The sequence below is a fragment of the Rathayibacter festucae DSM 15932 genome (assembly GCF_004011135.1).
Taxonomy (GTDB): domain Bacteria; phylum Actinomycetota; class Actinomycetes; order Actinomycetales; family Microbacteriaceae; genus Rathayibacter; species Rathayibacter festucae.
The window spans coordinates 2,838,677-2,854,307 of the sequence record NZ_CP028137.1; the positions used below are offsets into that span (position 1 = coordinate 2,838,677).

The following is a 15,631-nucleotide window of genomic DNA, read 5'->3' on the forward strand; positions in this document are numbered from 1 at the left end:
CGCCTCGAAACGAAGGCTGAGCGGTCGGAAGGCAGCACAAGCGGGCCGATACCGCCCCTCAACCTTCGTTGTGAGGGTGCCCCATGATGGAGTCGTGGATGTCCTCGAGGTTGTTGCCGCTGTCATCGAGAGCGACGGCCGCATCCTGGCGTGCCGCCGCCGACCCGAGAAGGACGCCGGCGGCAAGTGGGAGTTCCCGGGCGGCAAGGTCGAGGCCGGCGAAACGCACGAACAGGCGCTCGCCCGCGAGATTCGCGAAGAGCTCGGCGTCGATATCGAAGTGGGCGAGCTTTTGACGGTCGACGACACCGCAGGCTCTACGCGCGTGATCAGGCTGTCGTGCTTTTGGGCGACGCTCTCCTCGGAGACTCCCACGTCGAGCACCGACCACGACTCGATGCTGTGGGTCACGCGTGCTGACCTCACTCCGCTGGAATGGGCACCCGCCGATCTGCCCGCCGTCGCTCTCCTGACGGCTTAGGGATCGACGAGGTCGAAACCGTCCTCCGTGCGGATCGCGGTGATGATCCCGAGCCGTCCGATCAGTTCGAGGAGATCTGACTCGGGACGACCCGGCAGCAGGATGACGGGCACCGCCGCCCAGCCGAGGCCATTGGCGACGTGGGCGTAATCGAGAACCTGGCCGATAGCAGTGCGCACATAGGCGCGAGCAGTCGACTTCTTGGCCTCGACGATCCAGCCGCTGGACTTCACGTACAGATCAGGCTCAATCCGGGTAGAGCCGACGGGAAGGGTGAGCCGACTCGGCGGAGTTCCGTTCTCCGCCAGCCACTCGCCGAAGGCCGCCTGCAGCTCGAATTCCACGCGGGAGACAACCCGCTCCTCGATCGGGCTGAGGTCCGCACCCGCGATCACAACATCGGATGATTCCGGGGCAGTCCACTCGGAGATTTCCGCTGACGCCACCGGGCGTCCGCCATACGCGGGGAGTGACGAGACGTCGGCGCTGATCGGCACGAGGGTGAAGATGATGCCCTGTCGCAGCGTTCCCTCGGTGTCGGGAATGGTCTCAAAGCGGTAGGTCGGAGTTCCCGTGGTGAAGGCCCCGATGTAAGTCACGCTCGTACCCTGCACCGTGAAGAGCCGGATGACGCGGTTCTGAACGGCAGCATCACGAAGAGCCAGATTGCCGCGAACAAAGGTCTGATTGCCGATCTGGCCCTCGCCGGTGTAGGAGTAGGAGCCGTCCTCGCGTAGGCCCTCGAAACGGTCGTACCCGTAGCGAGCCCCCTTCGCCGGATCAGTAAAGATGAAGATTTCGCCGAGCGACTTCGGAGTCGCAATTCCGCCCTGCTGCTGGCCGCCGTATGCTCCGTGGACGGCCCGCCTCAGGACTTGGTCACCCTCAACGAGAGTGAAGCGCGTGCCATTCGTCCCGCGACGTGCAATGCGCATGCGAACGAAATTGGCCTGCTCCTCGCTCAAGCTCCAGCGCGTCGTCGACGGGTCGAGCGTTCCGAATTGTTCGCGCAGGACGGAGCGAATTCGCTTCTGCGAGACTCCCAACTCGAGGGAAAGGGTTGCGGGAGTGAGATCGGGCATGGCCCGAGAGTAGGAATATCAAAGCCCTTTATTGGCGAGGTACGCTCGTGTCTCTTTAGTGAAGAGTTGTCGCCATTCTGACTTGACCTGGATCACGGTGCGGCAGTGCGCAGCAAGGAGAAACGCGGTGGTGCGAAGTCACTGAAGACGAGGCTCTTGACCAGCTCCACCGTTCAGTGCACCGCGACGAAGACCAGGCCCGACGCGAGCAGGAACGCGAGGACGGCGGCCACTGTGCCGATCGCGGGGATCCACCAGATCCGACGCGACGTGTCCGGTCGGACGAGTGCGACGACCGTCACGAGGGAGGTCAGTGCGACGACTCCGGGGACGAGCACGGTCGTCGTACTCAGGAGCTCGTAGTCGCACTCGCCCGGGGCTCCGCCGCACCGATCCATTGCCAGCTGCTCGACCAGGACGAAGAAGGACAGGACGGCACCGACTGCCAGGAAGAGGACGAGCAGCAGGATCGCGGTGACGCGGTCCTCGCCGGCCGAAAGGCGGCGGACGGGGCGCCCACGGGTAGCCGGCCGGTCGAACGGGTCCGGGTCGTCCCAGTCCGCGTCCACATCGAAGGCCATAGTGCCGCTCAGGCTAGCCGAGCGGCACGCGCATGCACCGCGGGCTGCCCACCCCCGGCGCGCATCAGCACCCGACCAGCACCGCCTCCGCCGCCTCCCGGTCCTCCGCCCCGATCGCCAGCCCGTAGGCCCCCAGCACCCCCACGAACTGCTCCAGGTACCCGCAGCGCAGCTCTGCGGCGGGCGGCAGCCACTCCCCCGGGCCGGCGTCGCTCTTGGACTGGTTCGTGTCGTCCGAGGCGGCGACGAGGTTCGCCGGGTCGTTCGCGAACAGCAGACGCTGCTCGTCCGTCCACGCCCACGCGCCGTGGTGCCAGGCCCAGCCGAGGGCGACGACGTGGTCGATCTGCACCAGCCGGGAGGTGTCGCTCCCGGAGACGAAGGACACCGCGGTGCCGTCGTACGGGTCGACCAGGGTGCCGGAGAGGACCTTGCAGTCGCGGGTGCCGGGCTTGAAGACCGGGTCGAGCAGGTCGCGGCCCAGGATGTCGTTGCGGGTGTCGCAGCCGTTCCGGTCGACGTCCTTCCAGGACTCGCCGAACAGGTCGCGGTCGTAGGGGACGTCGGCGCGGCCGTCGTCCACGGGGAGCGCGGCGAGGGTCGCCAGCGCGAGCTCTGCGGGGTCGGCGGGATCCGCCGTCGGTGACGCGGGGATGGATGCGGTCGGCGCGGCCGTCGCGGCAGCGGCGGACGGAGCGGCCGTCGCGGGAGGGGTCGAAGCAGGAGCGGTCGACGCAGGACCAGCAGCGACGCCGGACGCAGACCCCGCACCGGGAGTCCCGACCGTCTCCCCCACTCCCACCACCGCGAACGCGACCGCACCCATACCGACCGCCGCGACGATCCACGCCCACCATGGCGCCCGCCGCACCCGCCGGTACCGGGCCGGAGCCCCCGGCCGCCCAGCACCCCGCGAGAGCCCCGGCGCCCCCACCCGCCGCACTCCACCGGGGCGCGGCGGCGGCGGCCTGCCGACCACCGACTACACCCCCGAGTCGCCGTCAGCCGGGACGACGGGCGCCGAGGCCCGCACCGCCCCGTCCCACAGCCGGATCGCCGCGCGCGGCACCGGCCCGACGACGTCCACCCGCCACACCAGATCCACCGGCGACCCCGTTGACGCCTCGAACGGCACCACGTGGATCGGCGCCGACGGGTCGAAGCGCAGCCGCTCCTGCAGCCGCGACGGCGCGACGAGGAAGCTCGTCACGCGCTCGTGGTAGCGCTCGCCGACCTGCAGCTCGGTCAGCACCGTGGCGCTCACCGGGGTCATCGGGTCGGCGCGGGTCAGCGAGTCGAGCAGGAAGTCGTCCCACGGGACGTCGAGCTCGACGCCCTCGAAGTCCTCGGGGCGGCGCAGCGCGTTCAGCGGATTCGTGCCCATCGGGCGGACCCGCGGGCGGGCGATCGCCTCCTCGTCGCGCTGCACGGAGGCGACGATGTCGGCCAGGCGCGGGGCGGCGATCCGGGTGAGCAGCGACTCGTCGTCGAGGGCGCGCAGCAGCATCCGCCGGGTGTGGTTCGACGAGTGCGGGAGGTCCTCGTCCAGCGCCGACAGGCCGAAGCCCTGGCCGGCGCCGTAGTCGGCCGCCATCTCCTGCACGAGCGACTCGAAGGCCTCGTGCCGCCAGCCGCGGCGGACGAGCTTGGACGTCATCGCGGCGCGCATGCGGGCCACGGCCGCGGTCTCCTCGCCGCTGACGGTCGCGAGGCGCACCGCGAACGGCATGGCGCCGCGCTCCACGTCGAAGGTCTCGTGCTGCGTCCAGACGGGCGGCACGTGCCACGGACGGTGCACGGCCTTGGACAGCAGCACCAGCCACTCGACGGCCTGGCGGTGCACCGAGCGCAGTCGCGCGGCCTCCTCGCGGGCACGGCGGGCACTGCGGCCGTAGTGCGCGAGTCGGGTGCGCTCGAGCTGGATCCGCCGCTCGAAGCGCGACCAGCCGGCGTGGTACCGGACGAGAGAGATCAGCGTGATCAGCACTCCGGCGCCGGCGAGGCCGACCAGCACCCACAAGAGCACAGAGGTGATCAGCCCGGGATCGAAGGTTCCCGCGGGCTGCCGCGAGGCGTAGTCGTTGACGAACCAGATGCCGACGCCGACCACGATCGCGAGCGACAGCACGGTGACCCAGCCGACGAGCAGCGTCCGGTGGAACTCGCGGCGCAGGCCCAGCAGCTCGCCGGGGCGCTCGGGGCGGATCGCGTCGATCTCGCCCTTGAGGTACGCGACCTCGTCCTCGGCGCGGCGGCGCTCGGCACCGATCCGGTCGAGGAAGCGCCAGACGAACGAGGAGCTCTGCCGCCCGGCCCACAGGTCGTACTCGCCGAGCGCCTGCAGGCGGCCGGAGCGGCGCGCCTCGGCGTCGTAGGCGGACACGGGCGCCTCGACGGGCTCGGGAGCCTCCTCCGCGGGGACCTCGATCTGCACGACGGTCCGCGGCTCGGCGGCCTCGCCCTCGACGAGCGTCTCCTGCGCGGGCGGCGCGAACGCGGCCGAGTCGGAGGGCCCGGCCTCGGACTCCTGCGCGGCGGGCTCCTCAGCAGCCTCGGGAGCGGCGGCGCCGGCCTCGACCGGCACCTGCGCGGCAGCCGCCGCAGCCGCCGCCTCCGACGCCGACACCCAGTTCTGCAGCCGCTCCCGCGGATCCGCGAGCGCCAGCGCGTACCAGTCGACCCGCTCCGGGAACCCCGGCGGCACGTCGTACCCCGACGACACCCATGGGTCGTCCGGCAGCGCGAGCACGTCGCCCACCCGCCCGAACACCGGGACCGCTCCCTCGACGGGCGCGAAGCCCGCGTCGCGGAGGTCGGCGCTGCCGTCGAGCGCGCCGAAGACCAGCTCGCGCAGGCCCGCCCAGAGCTGCGGCGTCGTGCGGACGTGCGCCATCGCGGCGGGCGCGTCCGCCTCGGCGCGGGCGCGGCCCTCGTCGTCGCGGAGGTGCTCGAGGTCGGCGACCAGGAGCCGGTCGCGGACGTCCAGGACCTCGTCGTAGTCGGCCCCGACCACGGCCGAGCCCTGCGAGGTGTGCAGGGCGCGGGTCACGGAGCGGTTCGCGCTCGAGGTGATCCAGAGCACGGCCCAGCGCGGGATCTGCACGAGCTTGCCGGCCGAGAAGGCGAAGAAGCGGCCGATCTGCGCCCAGAAGCCGATCCGCTCGGGCTCCGGCACGTCGAGCGAGCCGGCCGAGTCGTAGGTGAGCGCCCCGCCGTCCAGGCGCAGCGCGCCCGCGACCATGCTCTCGACGTAGCCGGCGATCTGGCCGTCGTCGATGTAGGCGGTGCCGGGCGGCGGCGGGCTGACGCTGGGGTCGATCAGCAGCGAGTCGGGGCGGGCGGCGTTCTCGAGCACACCCGCGGCGACGCGGCGGCCGAGCGACTCGGTCAGCACCGCGTTGAGGAACACCCGCGAGATCCAGACGGAGTCGCCGCCGTCGGACTCGCGGCTCATCAGCTCGACGCTGCCGTCGGTGACGCCGTTCCACAGCCCGGCGACGCTCGCCAGGTGGGTGAGCGTGAAGCCGGTGAAGCGCTCGTCGTCGCGGACGAAGGCGTCACCGGACCACGGGCTCGAGCGGTCCTCGGGCGAGGCGATGACCACGAAGCCGTGCTCGTGCGCCTCCACGCGCTCACGCAGCTGGAACGCGGTCGGCGCGCAGATCAGCGTGACCCGGCGGAGCTCCGTGGTCTGATCGGCGAGGGTCGCCGACGGGTTCGGCAGCGGCATCGAGGTGCGCACCCAGCGGCTGACGAGATCGGCGACCGCGTCCTGCGCCTCGTCGGTCTCGCGCTCGGGCAGGGCCGAGCGGAGGGTGACCAGGCGGACGAGGGCGAGCGGCTCCTCCGCGAGCGCCTCGAACAGGTCGACGGCGATCGCGACGGACTCGAGGTCGGCGCCCACGCCGAGCACCACGGCCTCGATCTGCGGCGGCGCGTAGGGCGAGGTCTTGACGTGCTCGGGCAGCACCCAGAGGGCCTGGCCGAGCAGGCCGGTCTTCGTCCACTGCGCCGCCAGCTCGAGCAGGGTCTCGCCCTGCGCGCCGCTGGGCAGCAGGACGATCGCCGCCTTGCCGTCGGGCCAGAAGCCGGCGTGACCGTAGCCGTCCGGGCGGATCTCCGGGGGCACGCTCAGACTCCGGAGTCGCGCGGACCGGTCGAGACGACCGACGACACCAGCCCCAGCAGCGCCTCGCGGAACTGCTCGCGCATCTCCCAGGTGACGGGGTAGTCGTAGACCGAGACCATGTCGTCCTGCTGCACGATGTCGCTGTCGAAGCGGGCGAGCTCGGCGGTCAGGTAGGCCTGCACGGCGGAGCGGCGCGACGCGAGGTCGCCGTCCGCACTGCCGGCGCGGGACGACTCCGGCACGGGAGCGCCCGTCGGCAGCGCGCCGGTCTGCAGCCACTCGGCCAGCTCGGTCTCCTCGCCGCGGCTGCCGCCGAGCGAGATCAGCACGCGGTAGGCGGCGAGCGGCGCCAGCGTCCCGTCCACGTTGCAGAGCGCCATCGCGATGGCGAGCGACTGCAGCACGACGCCGGGGAAGTCGGCGGGCCGGGCGTTGCGCTCGCTCAGCAGCGGGTGCGGGAAGTCCGCGAGCGCGCGGGTCGCCGGATCCCAGACGGAGAGCTTGGGGCCCTTCTCACCCTGCGAGGCGTCGACGGCGAGGCGGCCGAGGGCCTTGGCGACGTACCAGCCGCGGATCATCGACTCGATCGCGCGCGGGTCCGCCGGGATGCTCTCGCCGAGCAGGCGGGCGCGCTTGAACTTCCAGAACGCCTCGCGGCTGTCCTGGGTGTTCGACTGCGCGAGCCAGCCGCGGGCGATCGGCTCCATCACGGAGTCCATCACGATGGGCTCGTAGGGGAAGCCGGACATCGCGAAGACCTCGATGCCGTCGACCTTCTGGTCCTGGAACCACGACTCGCTGGTCGCGTCGTCCCAGACGCCCATCTGGCCGAGCACGCCCTTGGTCACCTCGTACATCTCGGTGCCGGCGCGGAACGGGATCGAGCTGAAGACCAGCGAGGTGTCCTCGTTGATCGCCTTGCCGTGCACCGCGCGCAGCAGCGCCGGGTTGAGCTTGACCAGCGGCTCGCTCGCGCCGAGGGCGGCCTGGAGCTGCTCGCGGTAGCGGTCGCGGCGCGCAGCGAAGACGTCGGGCGGCAGCACCTCGGAGTCGAAGAAGCCGAGCAGGTCCTCGCCGATGTAGGCGGCGAACGGCGTGCCGTCGCGCTTCATCCAGGCGCGGGCGCGGCCGACGTAGACCTCCGGGTCGGTCGCGAGCTCGAAGGAGGCGCGCTGGGCCGGGTTGGCGACGGCCGGGTCCGCGGTGACGGTCGGCTTCCAAGTGCGCGGGTTGCCGACGAGCGACCAGGCGCCCGCGTCCGACTCGCTGTCCGGGCTGACGCCGACGAGCTGGTCGGCGAGGACGCGCAGGACGGCGTCCTGGTACTTGGCGTCGCCGTCGACGGAGGCGCGCACGAGCTTCTGGAACTCGGCCGGGTACTTCTCCGGCTCGACGAGCATCCGCTCGTTGGGCGCGGGCGAGTACTTGCGCGGCACGGTCTCGTCGACGCGGCGGGGCCAGAACTCGTAGGCGTTCTCGCGGTCGTCGCTGGTCTTCCGCGAGTGCACGCGCTGCAGCAGCGCGGTGTGGGAGCCGTCGAGGTAGTCGGCGAGCGGGCCGAGGAAGGTCTCGCGCAGCTCGGCGAGCAGCGCCCAGGCGGAGTCGCGGAGGGCCGCCTCGGAGGACCACTCGAGCGCCTGGCCGAGGCGCTGGATCGCGAACTGGACCGCCTCCTGGTCCGGGCGGATCGACTGCTGGTTGGCCGAGGTGCGCAGCTCGTCCGAGACGAGCGAGCTGAGGGTGCCCACCCACTCCTCGTGCTGGCGGGCCTCGACGCGCAGCGCGTCGACGGTGCCCTTGAGGCCGCGCTCGAGGCGGCGGAGCATCGCGGTGACGACGGGCAGGCCGTCCTGGGCGACGTAGCGCGAGACCGTCTCGAGGATGTGGCCGGGCATCGTGCGCGTCCACTCGTCCAGGCGGCGCTGGCGGGCCTCGCGGTCGCGCTGGAGCAGGCGCGGGCTGTGCCGGGTGAACTCGTTGACGAGCCGGTCGGTCCAGGTGGTGATGTCGGTGCCGCCCTGACGGTCGAGCGACTCGGGGCGGGCCAGCTCGTCGTCGGCGCCGCGCTGCAGCTCGGCCTTGATCAGGTCGAGGGTGCTCTGGTCGCGCAGCGCGTCGGTGACGTCGTTGTGCTCGGCGGTCTCCTCGTTCAGGCGCAGCTCGCGGAGGAAGCGCTGGTACTCGCTGTCCGCGGACTTCTCGATGTACTCGCGCTCGGTCATCCGCTCGAACTGCGGGTCCTCCTCGGCGTGCGCGAAGAGCATCCGGTCGATCGCGGAGCGGGCGAAGCGCTCGGCGGAGTACTCCAGGAAGCGCTCGCGGCCGAGGGTGACCCGGCCGAAGCCGATCGAGGAGAACGGCGGCGAGTGGTGCGCCGGGCTCATCAGGCCGGAGTTGTCGGGCAGCACGTTGGCGGCCGAGCGGGCCTGCCAGTTGCCGGACGAGTAGGCGATCATGTCGTCCTGCACGCGCTCGTCGATCATCCACGCGGTGAGGCTGGTGGCGACGGCGTCGTAGACGGCGTTCTGGTCCTCGAAGGTGACCTTGCTGTTGCTGCGGCCGACGATGAAGGGGTACGCGGCGCCGACGCGGTCCATCGCGGCGCCGTAGGAGGGGGCGACGCCCTTGGTGCGCAGCAGCTCGAGGGTCGCGGCCGAGGGGGTGTCGGTCCAGAAGCCGTTCATCGTCTCGGAGATCGCGGCGAGCGCGTTGCCGGGCATGCCCGCGGTGACCGAGAGCTGATCGAAGACGTCGGGCGCGTAGAGCATGCTGAAGAATTGGTTCGACCACGGGTACTGCTTCGCGGTCGACTTGATGATCTCGATGATGTCGAGGAACTGGCCGGCTCCCGAGCCGCCGGCGACCGACGAGATCACGATGACGATCGGGCTGCCGTCTCCGCCGTCGTCGCGGGCGCGCAGGCGCTGGCCGAGGGTCTGCAGCTCCGCGAGGGACTCCGCGTCGTTCATCTTCCCGATGGCGAGGCGCGCGGCCTGGGCGATCTCCTTGGTGGCGGCGAGCGCGACCGCGCGGCCGACGGCGCGGTACTGGCCGGCGCCCTTGGTCACGTCGACCTTGACCAGGCGCGGGTCGGGCAGCTGGCGCTCGATGTCGTGGCGCATCGCGTTGTTGGTCGCGTGCGCGCTCGTGATCGAGCCGTGCACGATGTCGAAGGTCGCCGCGGTGCTGACCAGGCCGCGGTAGTCCTGCCGGGGCAGGAACGGCGCCTGGTACTCCATGCCGTCCTGGACGGTGGGGGTGTCGAAGTGCAGGAACCGCCAGGCGGCGGGGATGCCGCCCTCCCAGCCGAGCTGCTGGAGCTTGAGCTCGAGCTGGTACTTGATGCCGCGGAGGGTCTTGCCGCCGGAGCCGCCGACTCCGATCAGGAGGAAGGGTCTGAGCATGAGGTCCTGCTTTCGTCTGGTCGCGCGGTGTTCCTGCGGTAGCGCGGTGTGTCGTGTGTCGTCGTGCGGGCGGTGCCGGGAGGCGGAGCGCCGTCAGCGACTGCGGGGCGGAGGGGTGCGGGGCCGGCCCGGCCGGGCGGCGGCGGGGCGGGGTGGAGCCGCCGGGCCGCGGGGCGGCGGTCCGCCGGGGCGGCCGGGCGCGCCCTGCGTCCGGGGCGGCGGGCCGCCGGGGCGCGGGGGCGAGGAGGGGCGGGGCGGGGTCGCGGTCGGAGTGCCGCTCTGGGCGCTCCGCGGCGGGACGGAGGAGCGGGCCTCGGCGGCCGCGGGCTGGGCGGCGGGCACGGGCTGCTGCGGCTCCCGGCGCTCGGGGCGCTTCGCCGCCCGCTCGCGCCGGAGCACGTCGACCGTCTTCCAGGCGGGCTCGCCGGAGTCGCGGAGCAGGTCCTCGAGGCGGCGGTCGTACTGGCCCTCGTCGTCGCGGTCGACGCGGTGGTAGAGCACGGCCGTGGCGCGGACGGGCTCGTCGCCGCGGGGGCGCTCGAGCTCCTGCTCCGAGACCACGATCGCCCAGAAGACGTCGAGCGGGAGGGCGGAGAACTCGACGCCGCCGTTGCCGAGCGGTCGCCCCGCGGAGGTGCCACGGGTGCCGGTGCGGGAGGCGACGATCTCGCCGCCGGCGGGCGGGCCGACGCGGTAGCTCGGCGCCTTCAGCGGCCACCACGGCACGTGCGCGCGCAGCCGGCCGAGCTCGGGGTCGGGCAGCTCGCGCACGCCGGTCTCGCTGCGGAGGTAGCGGAAGCGCTCGTCGAGGCGGCCATGGGTCAGCGCCGAGCGGACGCCCTCCGGCGTGATCTCGACGGGGATCGTGCCGCGCTGGAACGAGCCGTTCATCGCGATCTTCGCCTTCGCCCGGTTGAAGAGGTACAGGCCGAGCAGCGGCAGGAGCACGCCGAGCAGCAGGAGGACGAGCGCGACCAGGCCGATCGCCGCGGCGTTCACCGGGAAGGTCGACGGGAAGGACAGCGCGACGGTCTGCGGGGCGCTGCTGCCGCCCGCGGTGCGGAGGTCGAGCGGGAGGGTCGCGGCGACCGAGGAGTCGGCGGCGACCGGGTTCTCGGCCGAGACGGTCACGGTGCGCGAGGCGCCCTGCGCGACGTCGAGGCAGGCGCCCGGCGCGAGGGCGGTGCCCGACTCGTCGGTGAAGCTCCACTGCCAGGCGTCGGCGCGGTCGGCGTTGTCGCTGGTGACGGTCGGCGCGGCGGAGAGGCAGACCTGGCCGTCGCCGCCCGCGGTCGGCCCCTGGATCGCGAGAGTGCCCTCCGCGCGGCCGTCGGCGCCGGTCAGCTCGCTGAGCACGAGCGGCGAGGCGACGCTCGGGAACGCGGCGGGCAGCACGGTGGTGATCCGCTGCTGCGTGGTGACCGGGGCGAGCTCGATCGCGTGCTCGGCGGTGGTCAGCGGGTCGAGCGAGGCGGTGACGAGCAGCTCGGAGGCGGTGACGTCGGAGGGCAGCGGGATCGTGATGACGCCGGAGGCCGCGTCGATCGCGGCGCCCGGCAGATCGGCGGTCGCGCCGTCGGCGGTGCTGGTCGCGGCGAAATCCGCCTGCCCGAAGACGGAGAGGTCGACCGGCTGGCCGTCCGGGTCCTGGACGCGGGCGGTGAGGGTCGCGGAGAGCGTGCCGTCCTCGCCGCGCTGCACCTGGTTGGCGTCGTCGAAGACGATCCGCAGGTCGCTGAACGCGAAGACCTCGGTGGTGCCGGGCGAGGTCAGCGTCCACTGCCCCTGCAGCTCGGGCCGGTCGACGGAGATCTCGAGCCGCGAGACGCCGGACGACTGCGTGACGGTGACCTCGGGGGCGGTCGCGGAGGCGGAGAGGGTGCCGAGGCCGGAGGCGGCGGGCGCCTGCAGCGTCCAGCCGTCCTTCACCACGGCCTGGATGCGCGCGACGCCCGGGTCGATCCAGAAGGAGCCGTTCGCGTCGAGCGCCTCGGACGCGCCGCCGGCGATGCGCGCGCCGAGCTGGAGGAAGACGGAGGCGAGCGCGTCCGGGTCGGAGGCGTCCACCACGGCGCCGCGGACGGAGCCCTCGGGCGCGACGGCCGGTCCGCAGGTCGCGGTGCCGCCGCCGTAGGCGCCGCTGCCCTCGACGAGCGGCCACATCACGCGAGCCTCCTCGCGCTGCTCGCCGTCGGCCAGGAGCGTGCCGAGGACGACGACGCCGGCCTGGCGGAGCGCCGCGAGCAGTCCGTTGCCCTCGGGCTCGTCGCCGTCGGGGTCGATCCGGACGCCGCAGAGCGCGTTGGTCGCGTCGGCGGTGGCCTGAGCGGAGCCGAGATCGATCTCGCCGTCGGTCAGCCAGATCACCAGCTGGCAGGCGGAGCCGGCGCTGGGCTGGCTCTGCAGCGCGGACTGCACACCCTGCAGTCCGGCCAGCCAGTTGGTGCCGCCGCCGGGGGTCTTGTCGCGGATGACGCCGGCGAGCGCCTCCGGGCTCTCCTGCGACCACGGCCGCCAGTCGACCGCCGGCTCGAAGGCGCGGCTGAAGAAGGCGGCGCCCCAGTTGACGGTGAGCGAGTCGCGGAGGCCGCCGAGCTCCTGCAGGCTGCCCGCGAGGATGCCGGCCCGCGCGACGTCCGGGTCGGAGCCGCGGCCGTCGTCGCCGCCGGTGTTCAGCGAGCCGGAGCTGTCGACGAGGTAGTAGACGTTGAGGACGTCGGAGGAGGAGAGGCAGGTGCGCAGGTCCTCGATCGCGCCGCGGCCGATGTCGGTGAGCGAGGCGGTGCTGGCGGCGGTGCCCGTGGTCGCCGCGCTCGCCGGCTGCGCCGCCGCCCCGAGTCCGAGGACGAGCAGGAGCGCGGTGACCGCGATCGCGAGGGCGCGGCGGATCACGTGCCCAGCCACTCGGAGATCGGGACGCTGATGTTGAGGACGTGCCAGGCGCCGAGCACGAGCGCCGCGGCCGACAGCCAGTAGAGGGCGCGGGTGAAGCGGGCGTCGGGCACGAAGCGGCGGGCGTCGCGGAGGGAGTGCGCGCGCTGGGAGGAGAGGTCCCAGCCGGTCGCGAGGAAGACGAGCAGCGGCGTCAGCAGGTAGCCGGCGACGCTCAGCCAGACGGCGCTGCCGCGCACCAGCGGGAGCGGCAGCCCGAGCACGCGGACGGGCGCCGAGGCGACGGAGGCGGCCACGACGGCCAGCACCAGGCTCACCACGAGCCCCGCGACACCCACTGCGAGAGGCAGGATGCTGGCGGTTCGGCGGGCCGCGAGGGCCCGGTCACGCACGGTCGACACCGCTCCACCCTCCGCTGTCGCAGCTGAACGCTCCCTGTTGGGGGCGGTCCTCCAGTATGCGGACCCCGCCACGAGCCGCCAAACCCCGCGATGGGCCCCCGGGTCTCGATACGCCGCTCCGCGGCTACTCGACCACCATGGAAGCGCGCCCCGTCTTCGCTGATCGAGTAGCCCGCATCGCGGGCGTATCGAGATCCACCCACCGCAAGCACGCCGGGTCTCGATACGCCGCTCCGCGGCTACTCGACCACCATGGCTCCGCCACCACTCGACCAGCGCGCGCAGCTCATGCTGATCGAGTAGCGCGCCCCGCGCGCGTATCGAGATCCACCCCACCCGCACCCCCGGCCGCCCGCCGCCGCCCGGATGGTTGACTGGCCCCATGGAGATCGTTCTCGGAGTCGTCGGCCTGCTCGGCGGCCTCATCGTCGCGGCCGCCGCCGTGGTCGCCGTCGTCATCGGCCAGCGCCGCGCGAAGCCGGCATCGCTGGTCGACATCGACGTGCGCCTGTCGCACGCGGGCGACGACTGGTGGCGGGTCACCGCGACGGTCCGCAACCTCGGCCGCACCGACCTCCCGCCGACGACCTTCGTCGCCGACCGCCCGATCTCCTTCACCCTCGCCGGCTCCTCCTCCGCCGAGTGGTACGGCGCCCCGCCGCAGACCCCGGAGTGGTCGATCGACCCGTCCGGCTCCCTGCTGCTCGCGCCCGTCCTCCTCCCCCGCGGCGTCCCCGTGAGCGCGACGGCCGTCGTCCGCGGTCGCCCGGAGGTCCGCATCGACGCGCCGCTGCGCTACATCCCAGTCCGCGAGAACGTGGTCGAGACGACGGGGGCGGCGCCCGTGTGGGGCGAGCCCGCCGCCGCCTCCGCCACTCCCTCTCCCGCCTCCTCCACCCCGCCCGCTCCGCAGCGCCTCGTCGACGCCCCCCTCGAGCCGCGCCCCGAGCGCGAGAGCGTGCTCCGCGGCGGCTTCGGCATGTGGTCGGCGATGGCGGCGGGAGGGCTCGGCGCCGTCTTCATCGGCGTCGGGATCGCTCTGTCGCTGGCCGGCCTGAACTCGACGCCCCTCGGCTCCGCCGGCGTCGTGCTGATCGGCGCCGGCCTGACCTGTCTCGTCGGCACCCTCGTCATCCGTCTGCTCCGCCGCTGGCTCGAGCCGCCGGCCCTCTGGCGCACCCCGCGGCAGCGCCTGCGCCGCCCCGGCACGATCATCGTGCTCGTCCTCGCCTACGCGGGCCTCGCGCTGTTCTGCCTCGAGTTCCTGGTCGAGGACGTCAGCGGTGACACCACCTGGGTCGCGGGAGTCGCCGTGCTGCTGCTCCTCGCCGCGCTGCTGGGCACGGGCCTGGTCGGCTTCCTCCGCCTGGTCGTGCTGCTCGGCGTGCGACGCGCCTCGCGGGGTGCGACCGCCTGACCGCCGCCCGCACCGAGCAGGGGCCTAGGCGCGCGGCGGGGCTGTCGACTCGCGGACGACGAGGCTGGTGGCCAGCTCGATGCGGTGCGAGAGGGGCGGGATGCCGTCGTGCATCCGAACCAGGGTCTCCAGGCCGAGGCGGCCGAGGTCGTGCATGGGGGTGTGCACGGTCGAGAGCAGCACGGCGGTCGGCAGCGCGGCGAAGGTGTCGTCGTAGCCCATCACGCTCAGGTCCTCGGGGACGCGCAGGCCGGCCGCGATCGCGGCGCGGATCGTCTGCAGGCCGTCGATGTCGTTGGTCGCAACGACGGCGGTCGGCGGATCGTCCAGCGCCAGGAGTGCCGGAACCACGTGCTCGGCCGACCCCATGCCCTGCTCGGAGACGAGGGCCGGGTCCTCCGGCAGGCCGGCCGCGGCGAGCGCCTCGCGGTAGCCGCCGTAGCGGGCACGCAGCCCCGGATTGCGGGCGTCGCCGCCGACGAAGGCGATCCTCCGATGGCCGAGCGAGACGAGGTGCTCGGTGGACTGCTGCCCGCCCACCCAGTGGTTCGAGCCGACGCTCACCACGGACGGGTCGAGCGGGTTCGGCGCGTCGACCGCGACGAGCGGCAGCCCTGCCTCGGCGGCGGCCGCGACGATCTCCGCGTCGATCGCGGTGGTGACGGCGAGGATCCCGAGGTGCCCCTTCGCCGCGACGGAGCGGACGAACGCGGCGTCGAAGCGGAGCGACTCGTCGGCGGAGCCGCTCGGCGCGAGGACGCCGGTCGTGACGTCGACGCGCTCGCTCTGCGCGCCTCCGACGACGCCCTCGAGGACGCGCAGCGAGTAGACGCTGAGCAGGGTGTCGAAGACGACGGTGACGCCGCCGCCGACCCGGGGCGCCCGGGTGCTCGGGCTGTAGCCGAGCTCGCGGAGGGACTGCTCGACCCGCGCGCGCGTCGCCGCCGACGCGCCGGGCCGCCCGTTGAGCACCTTCGACGCGGTCGCCTTCGAGACGCCCGCATGCGCCGCGACGACGTCCAGCGTGACGCGCGTGTCCGGCGTGCGGGCCACAGGCCCTCCTCTCAACGGTGCCCCGACCCTACCGAAACCGTTTCCTCCCCGCCCCCTGACCTGGTGCGCGCCCCGTCGCGCGCCGCGAGATGCCACTTGTGCACGCGACACGCCGACAGAAGCGTGCACAAGTGGCATCTCGCGGAGGGGAGGGAGGACTCGGGGCGTCATATCGATTCGACCGGCAGAGG

At 73.1% G+C, this 15,631-nt stretch carries 10 protein-coding genes; 2 read left to right on the forward strand and 8 right to left on the reverse strand.

The genetic code is table 11. From position 1 onward, the window contains the following. Positions 1-94: 94 nt before the first annotated feature. The gene (locus C1I64_RS13110) at positions 95-481 is read left to right on the forward strand and encodes a (deoxy)nucleoside triphosphate pyrophosphohydrolase (RefSeq protein ID WP_244209476.1); all 387 of its coding nucleotides are present in this window, start codon (positions 95-97) and stop codon (positions 479-481) included. On the opposite strand, the gene C1I64_RS13115 is transcribed toward C1I64_RS13110, so the two are convergent. From C1I64_RS13115 to C1I64_RS13145, 7 genes are all read right to left on the reverse strand, one after another. After that, on the reverse strand, positions 478-1,563 hold the full coding sequence (locus tag C1I64_RS13115; RefSeq protein ID WP_127887497.1) for an SRA domain-containing endonuclease: 1,086 nt from the start codon (positions 1,561-1,563) through the stop codon (positions 478-480). The genes C1I64_RS13110 and C1I64_RS13115 overlap by 4 nt on opposite strands. A gap of 173 nt (positions 1,564-1,736) precedes the next feature. Next, complete coding sequence (locus C1I64_RS13120; RefSeq protein ID WP_127887498.1) at positions 1,737-2,144, reverse strand: hypothetical protein; 408 nt, start codon at positions 2,142-2,144, stop codon at positions 1,737-1,739. Positions 2,145-2,208: 64 nt separating this feature from the next. After that, complete coding sequence (locus tag C1I64_RS13125) at positions 2,209-2,727, reverse strand: HNH endonuclease family protein (RefSeq protein WP_244209477.1); 519 nt, start codon at positions 2,725-2,727, stop codon at positions 2,209-2,211. Between the two features lie 399 nt (positions 2,728-3,126). Then, positions 3,127-6,273: a hypothetical protein gene (locus C1I64_RS13130; RefSeq protein WP_127887500.1), complete on the reverse strand. Its 3,147-nt coding sequence runs from the start codon at positions 6,271-6,273 to the stop codon at positions 3,127-3,129. 2 nt (positions 6,274-6,275) lie between these two features. Next, positions 6,276-9,677 carry a tubulin-like doman-containing protein gene (locus tag C1I64_RS13135; RefSeq protein ID WP_127887501.1) on the reverse strand — a complete coding sequence of 1,134 codons (3,402 nt, stop codon included), beginning with the start codon at positions 9,675-9,677 and terminating at the stop codon, positions 6,276-6,278. Between the two features lie 93 nt (positions 9,678-9,770). Continuing rightward, positions 9,771-12,569 (reverse strand): hypothetical protein, encoded by a 2,799-nt coding sequence (locus tag C1I64_RS13140; RefSeq protein ID WP_127887502.1) that lies wholly within the window; start codon positions 12,567-12,569, stop codon positions 9,771-9,773. Further along, positions 12,566-12,970 carry a hypothetical protein gene (locus C1I64_RS13145; protein WP_127887503.1) on the reverse strand — a complete coding sequence of 135 codons (405 nt, stop codon included), beginning with the start codon at positions 12,968-12,970 and terminating at the stop codon, positions 12,566-12,568. Before C1I64_RS13145 ends, C1I64_RS13140 begins: the two co-directional genes overlap by 4 nt. Positions 12,971-13,352: 382 nt before the next feature. Here C1I64_RS13145 and C1I64_RS13150 point away from each other — a divergent pair, with 382 nt between their 5' ends. Then, positions 13,353-14,387 carry a hypothetical protein gene (locus C1I64_RS13150; protein ID WP_127887504.1) on the forward strand — a complete coding sequence of 345 codons (1,035 nt, stop codon included), beginning with the start codon at positions 13,353-13,355 and terminating at the stop codon, positions 14,385-14,387. Positions 14,388-14,411: 24 nt separating this feature from the next. Here C1I64_RS13150 and C1I64_RS13155 read toward each other — a convergent pair whose 3' ends face one another. Next, positions 14,412-15,440, reverse strand: a complete 1,029-nt coding sequence (locus tag C1I64_RS13155; protein WP_164874541.1) for a LacI family DNA-binding transcriptional regulator — start codon at positions 15,438-15,440, stop codon at positions 14,412-14,414. Positions 15,441-15,631: the final 191 nt, after the last annotated feature.

Excerpts from the sequence above, each read along its gene's own strand:
- C1I64_RS13150 (WP_127887504.1), top strand. The coding sequence starts at position 13,353 with ATGGAGATCGTTCTCGGAGTCGTCGGCCTGCTCGGCGGCCTCATCGTC.
- C1I64_RS13135 (WP_127887501.1), bottom strand. The coding sequence starts at position 9,677 with ATGCTCAGACCCTTCCTCCTGATCGGAGTCGGCGGCTCCGGCGGCAAG.
- C1I64_RS13115 (WP_127887497.1), bottom strand. The coding sequence starts at position 1,563 with ATGCCCGATCTCACTCCCGCAACCCTTTCCCTCGAGTTGGGAGTCTCG.
- C1I64_RS13120 (WP_127887498.1), bottom strand. The coding sequence starts at position 2,144 with ATGGCCTTCGATGTGGACGCGGACTGGGACGACCCGGACCCGTTCGAC.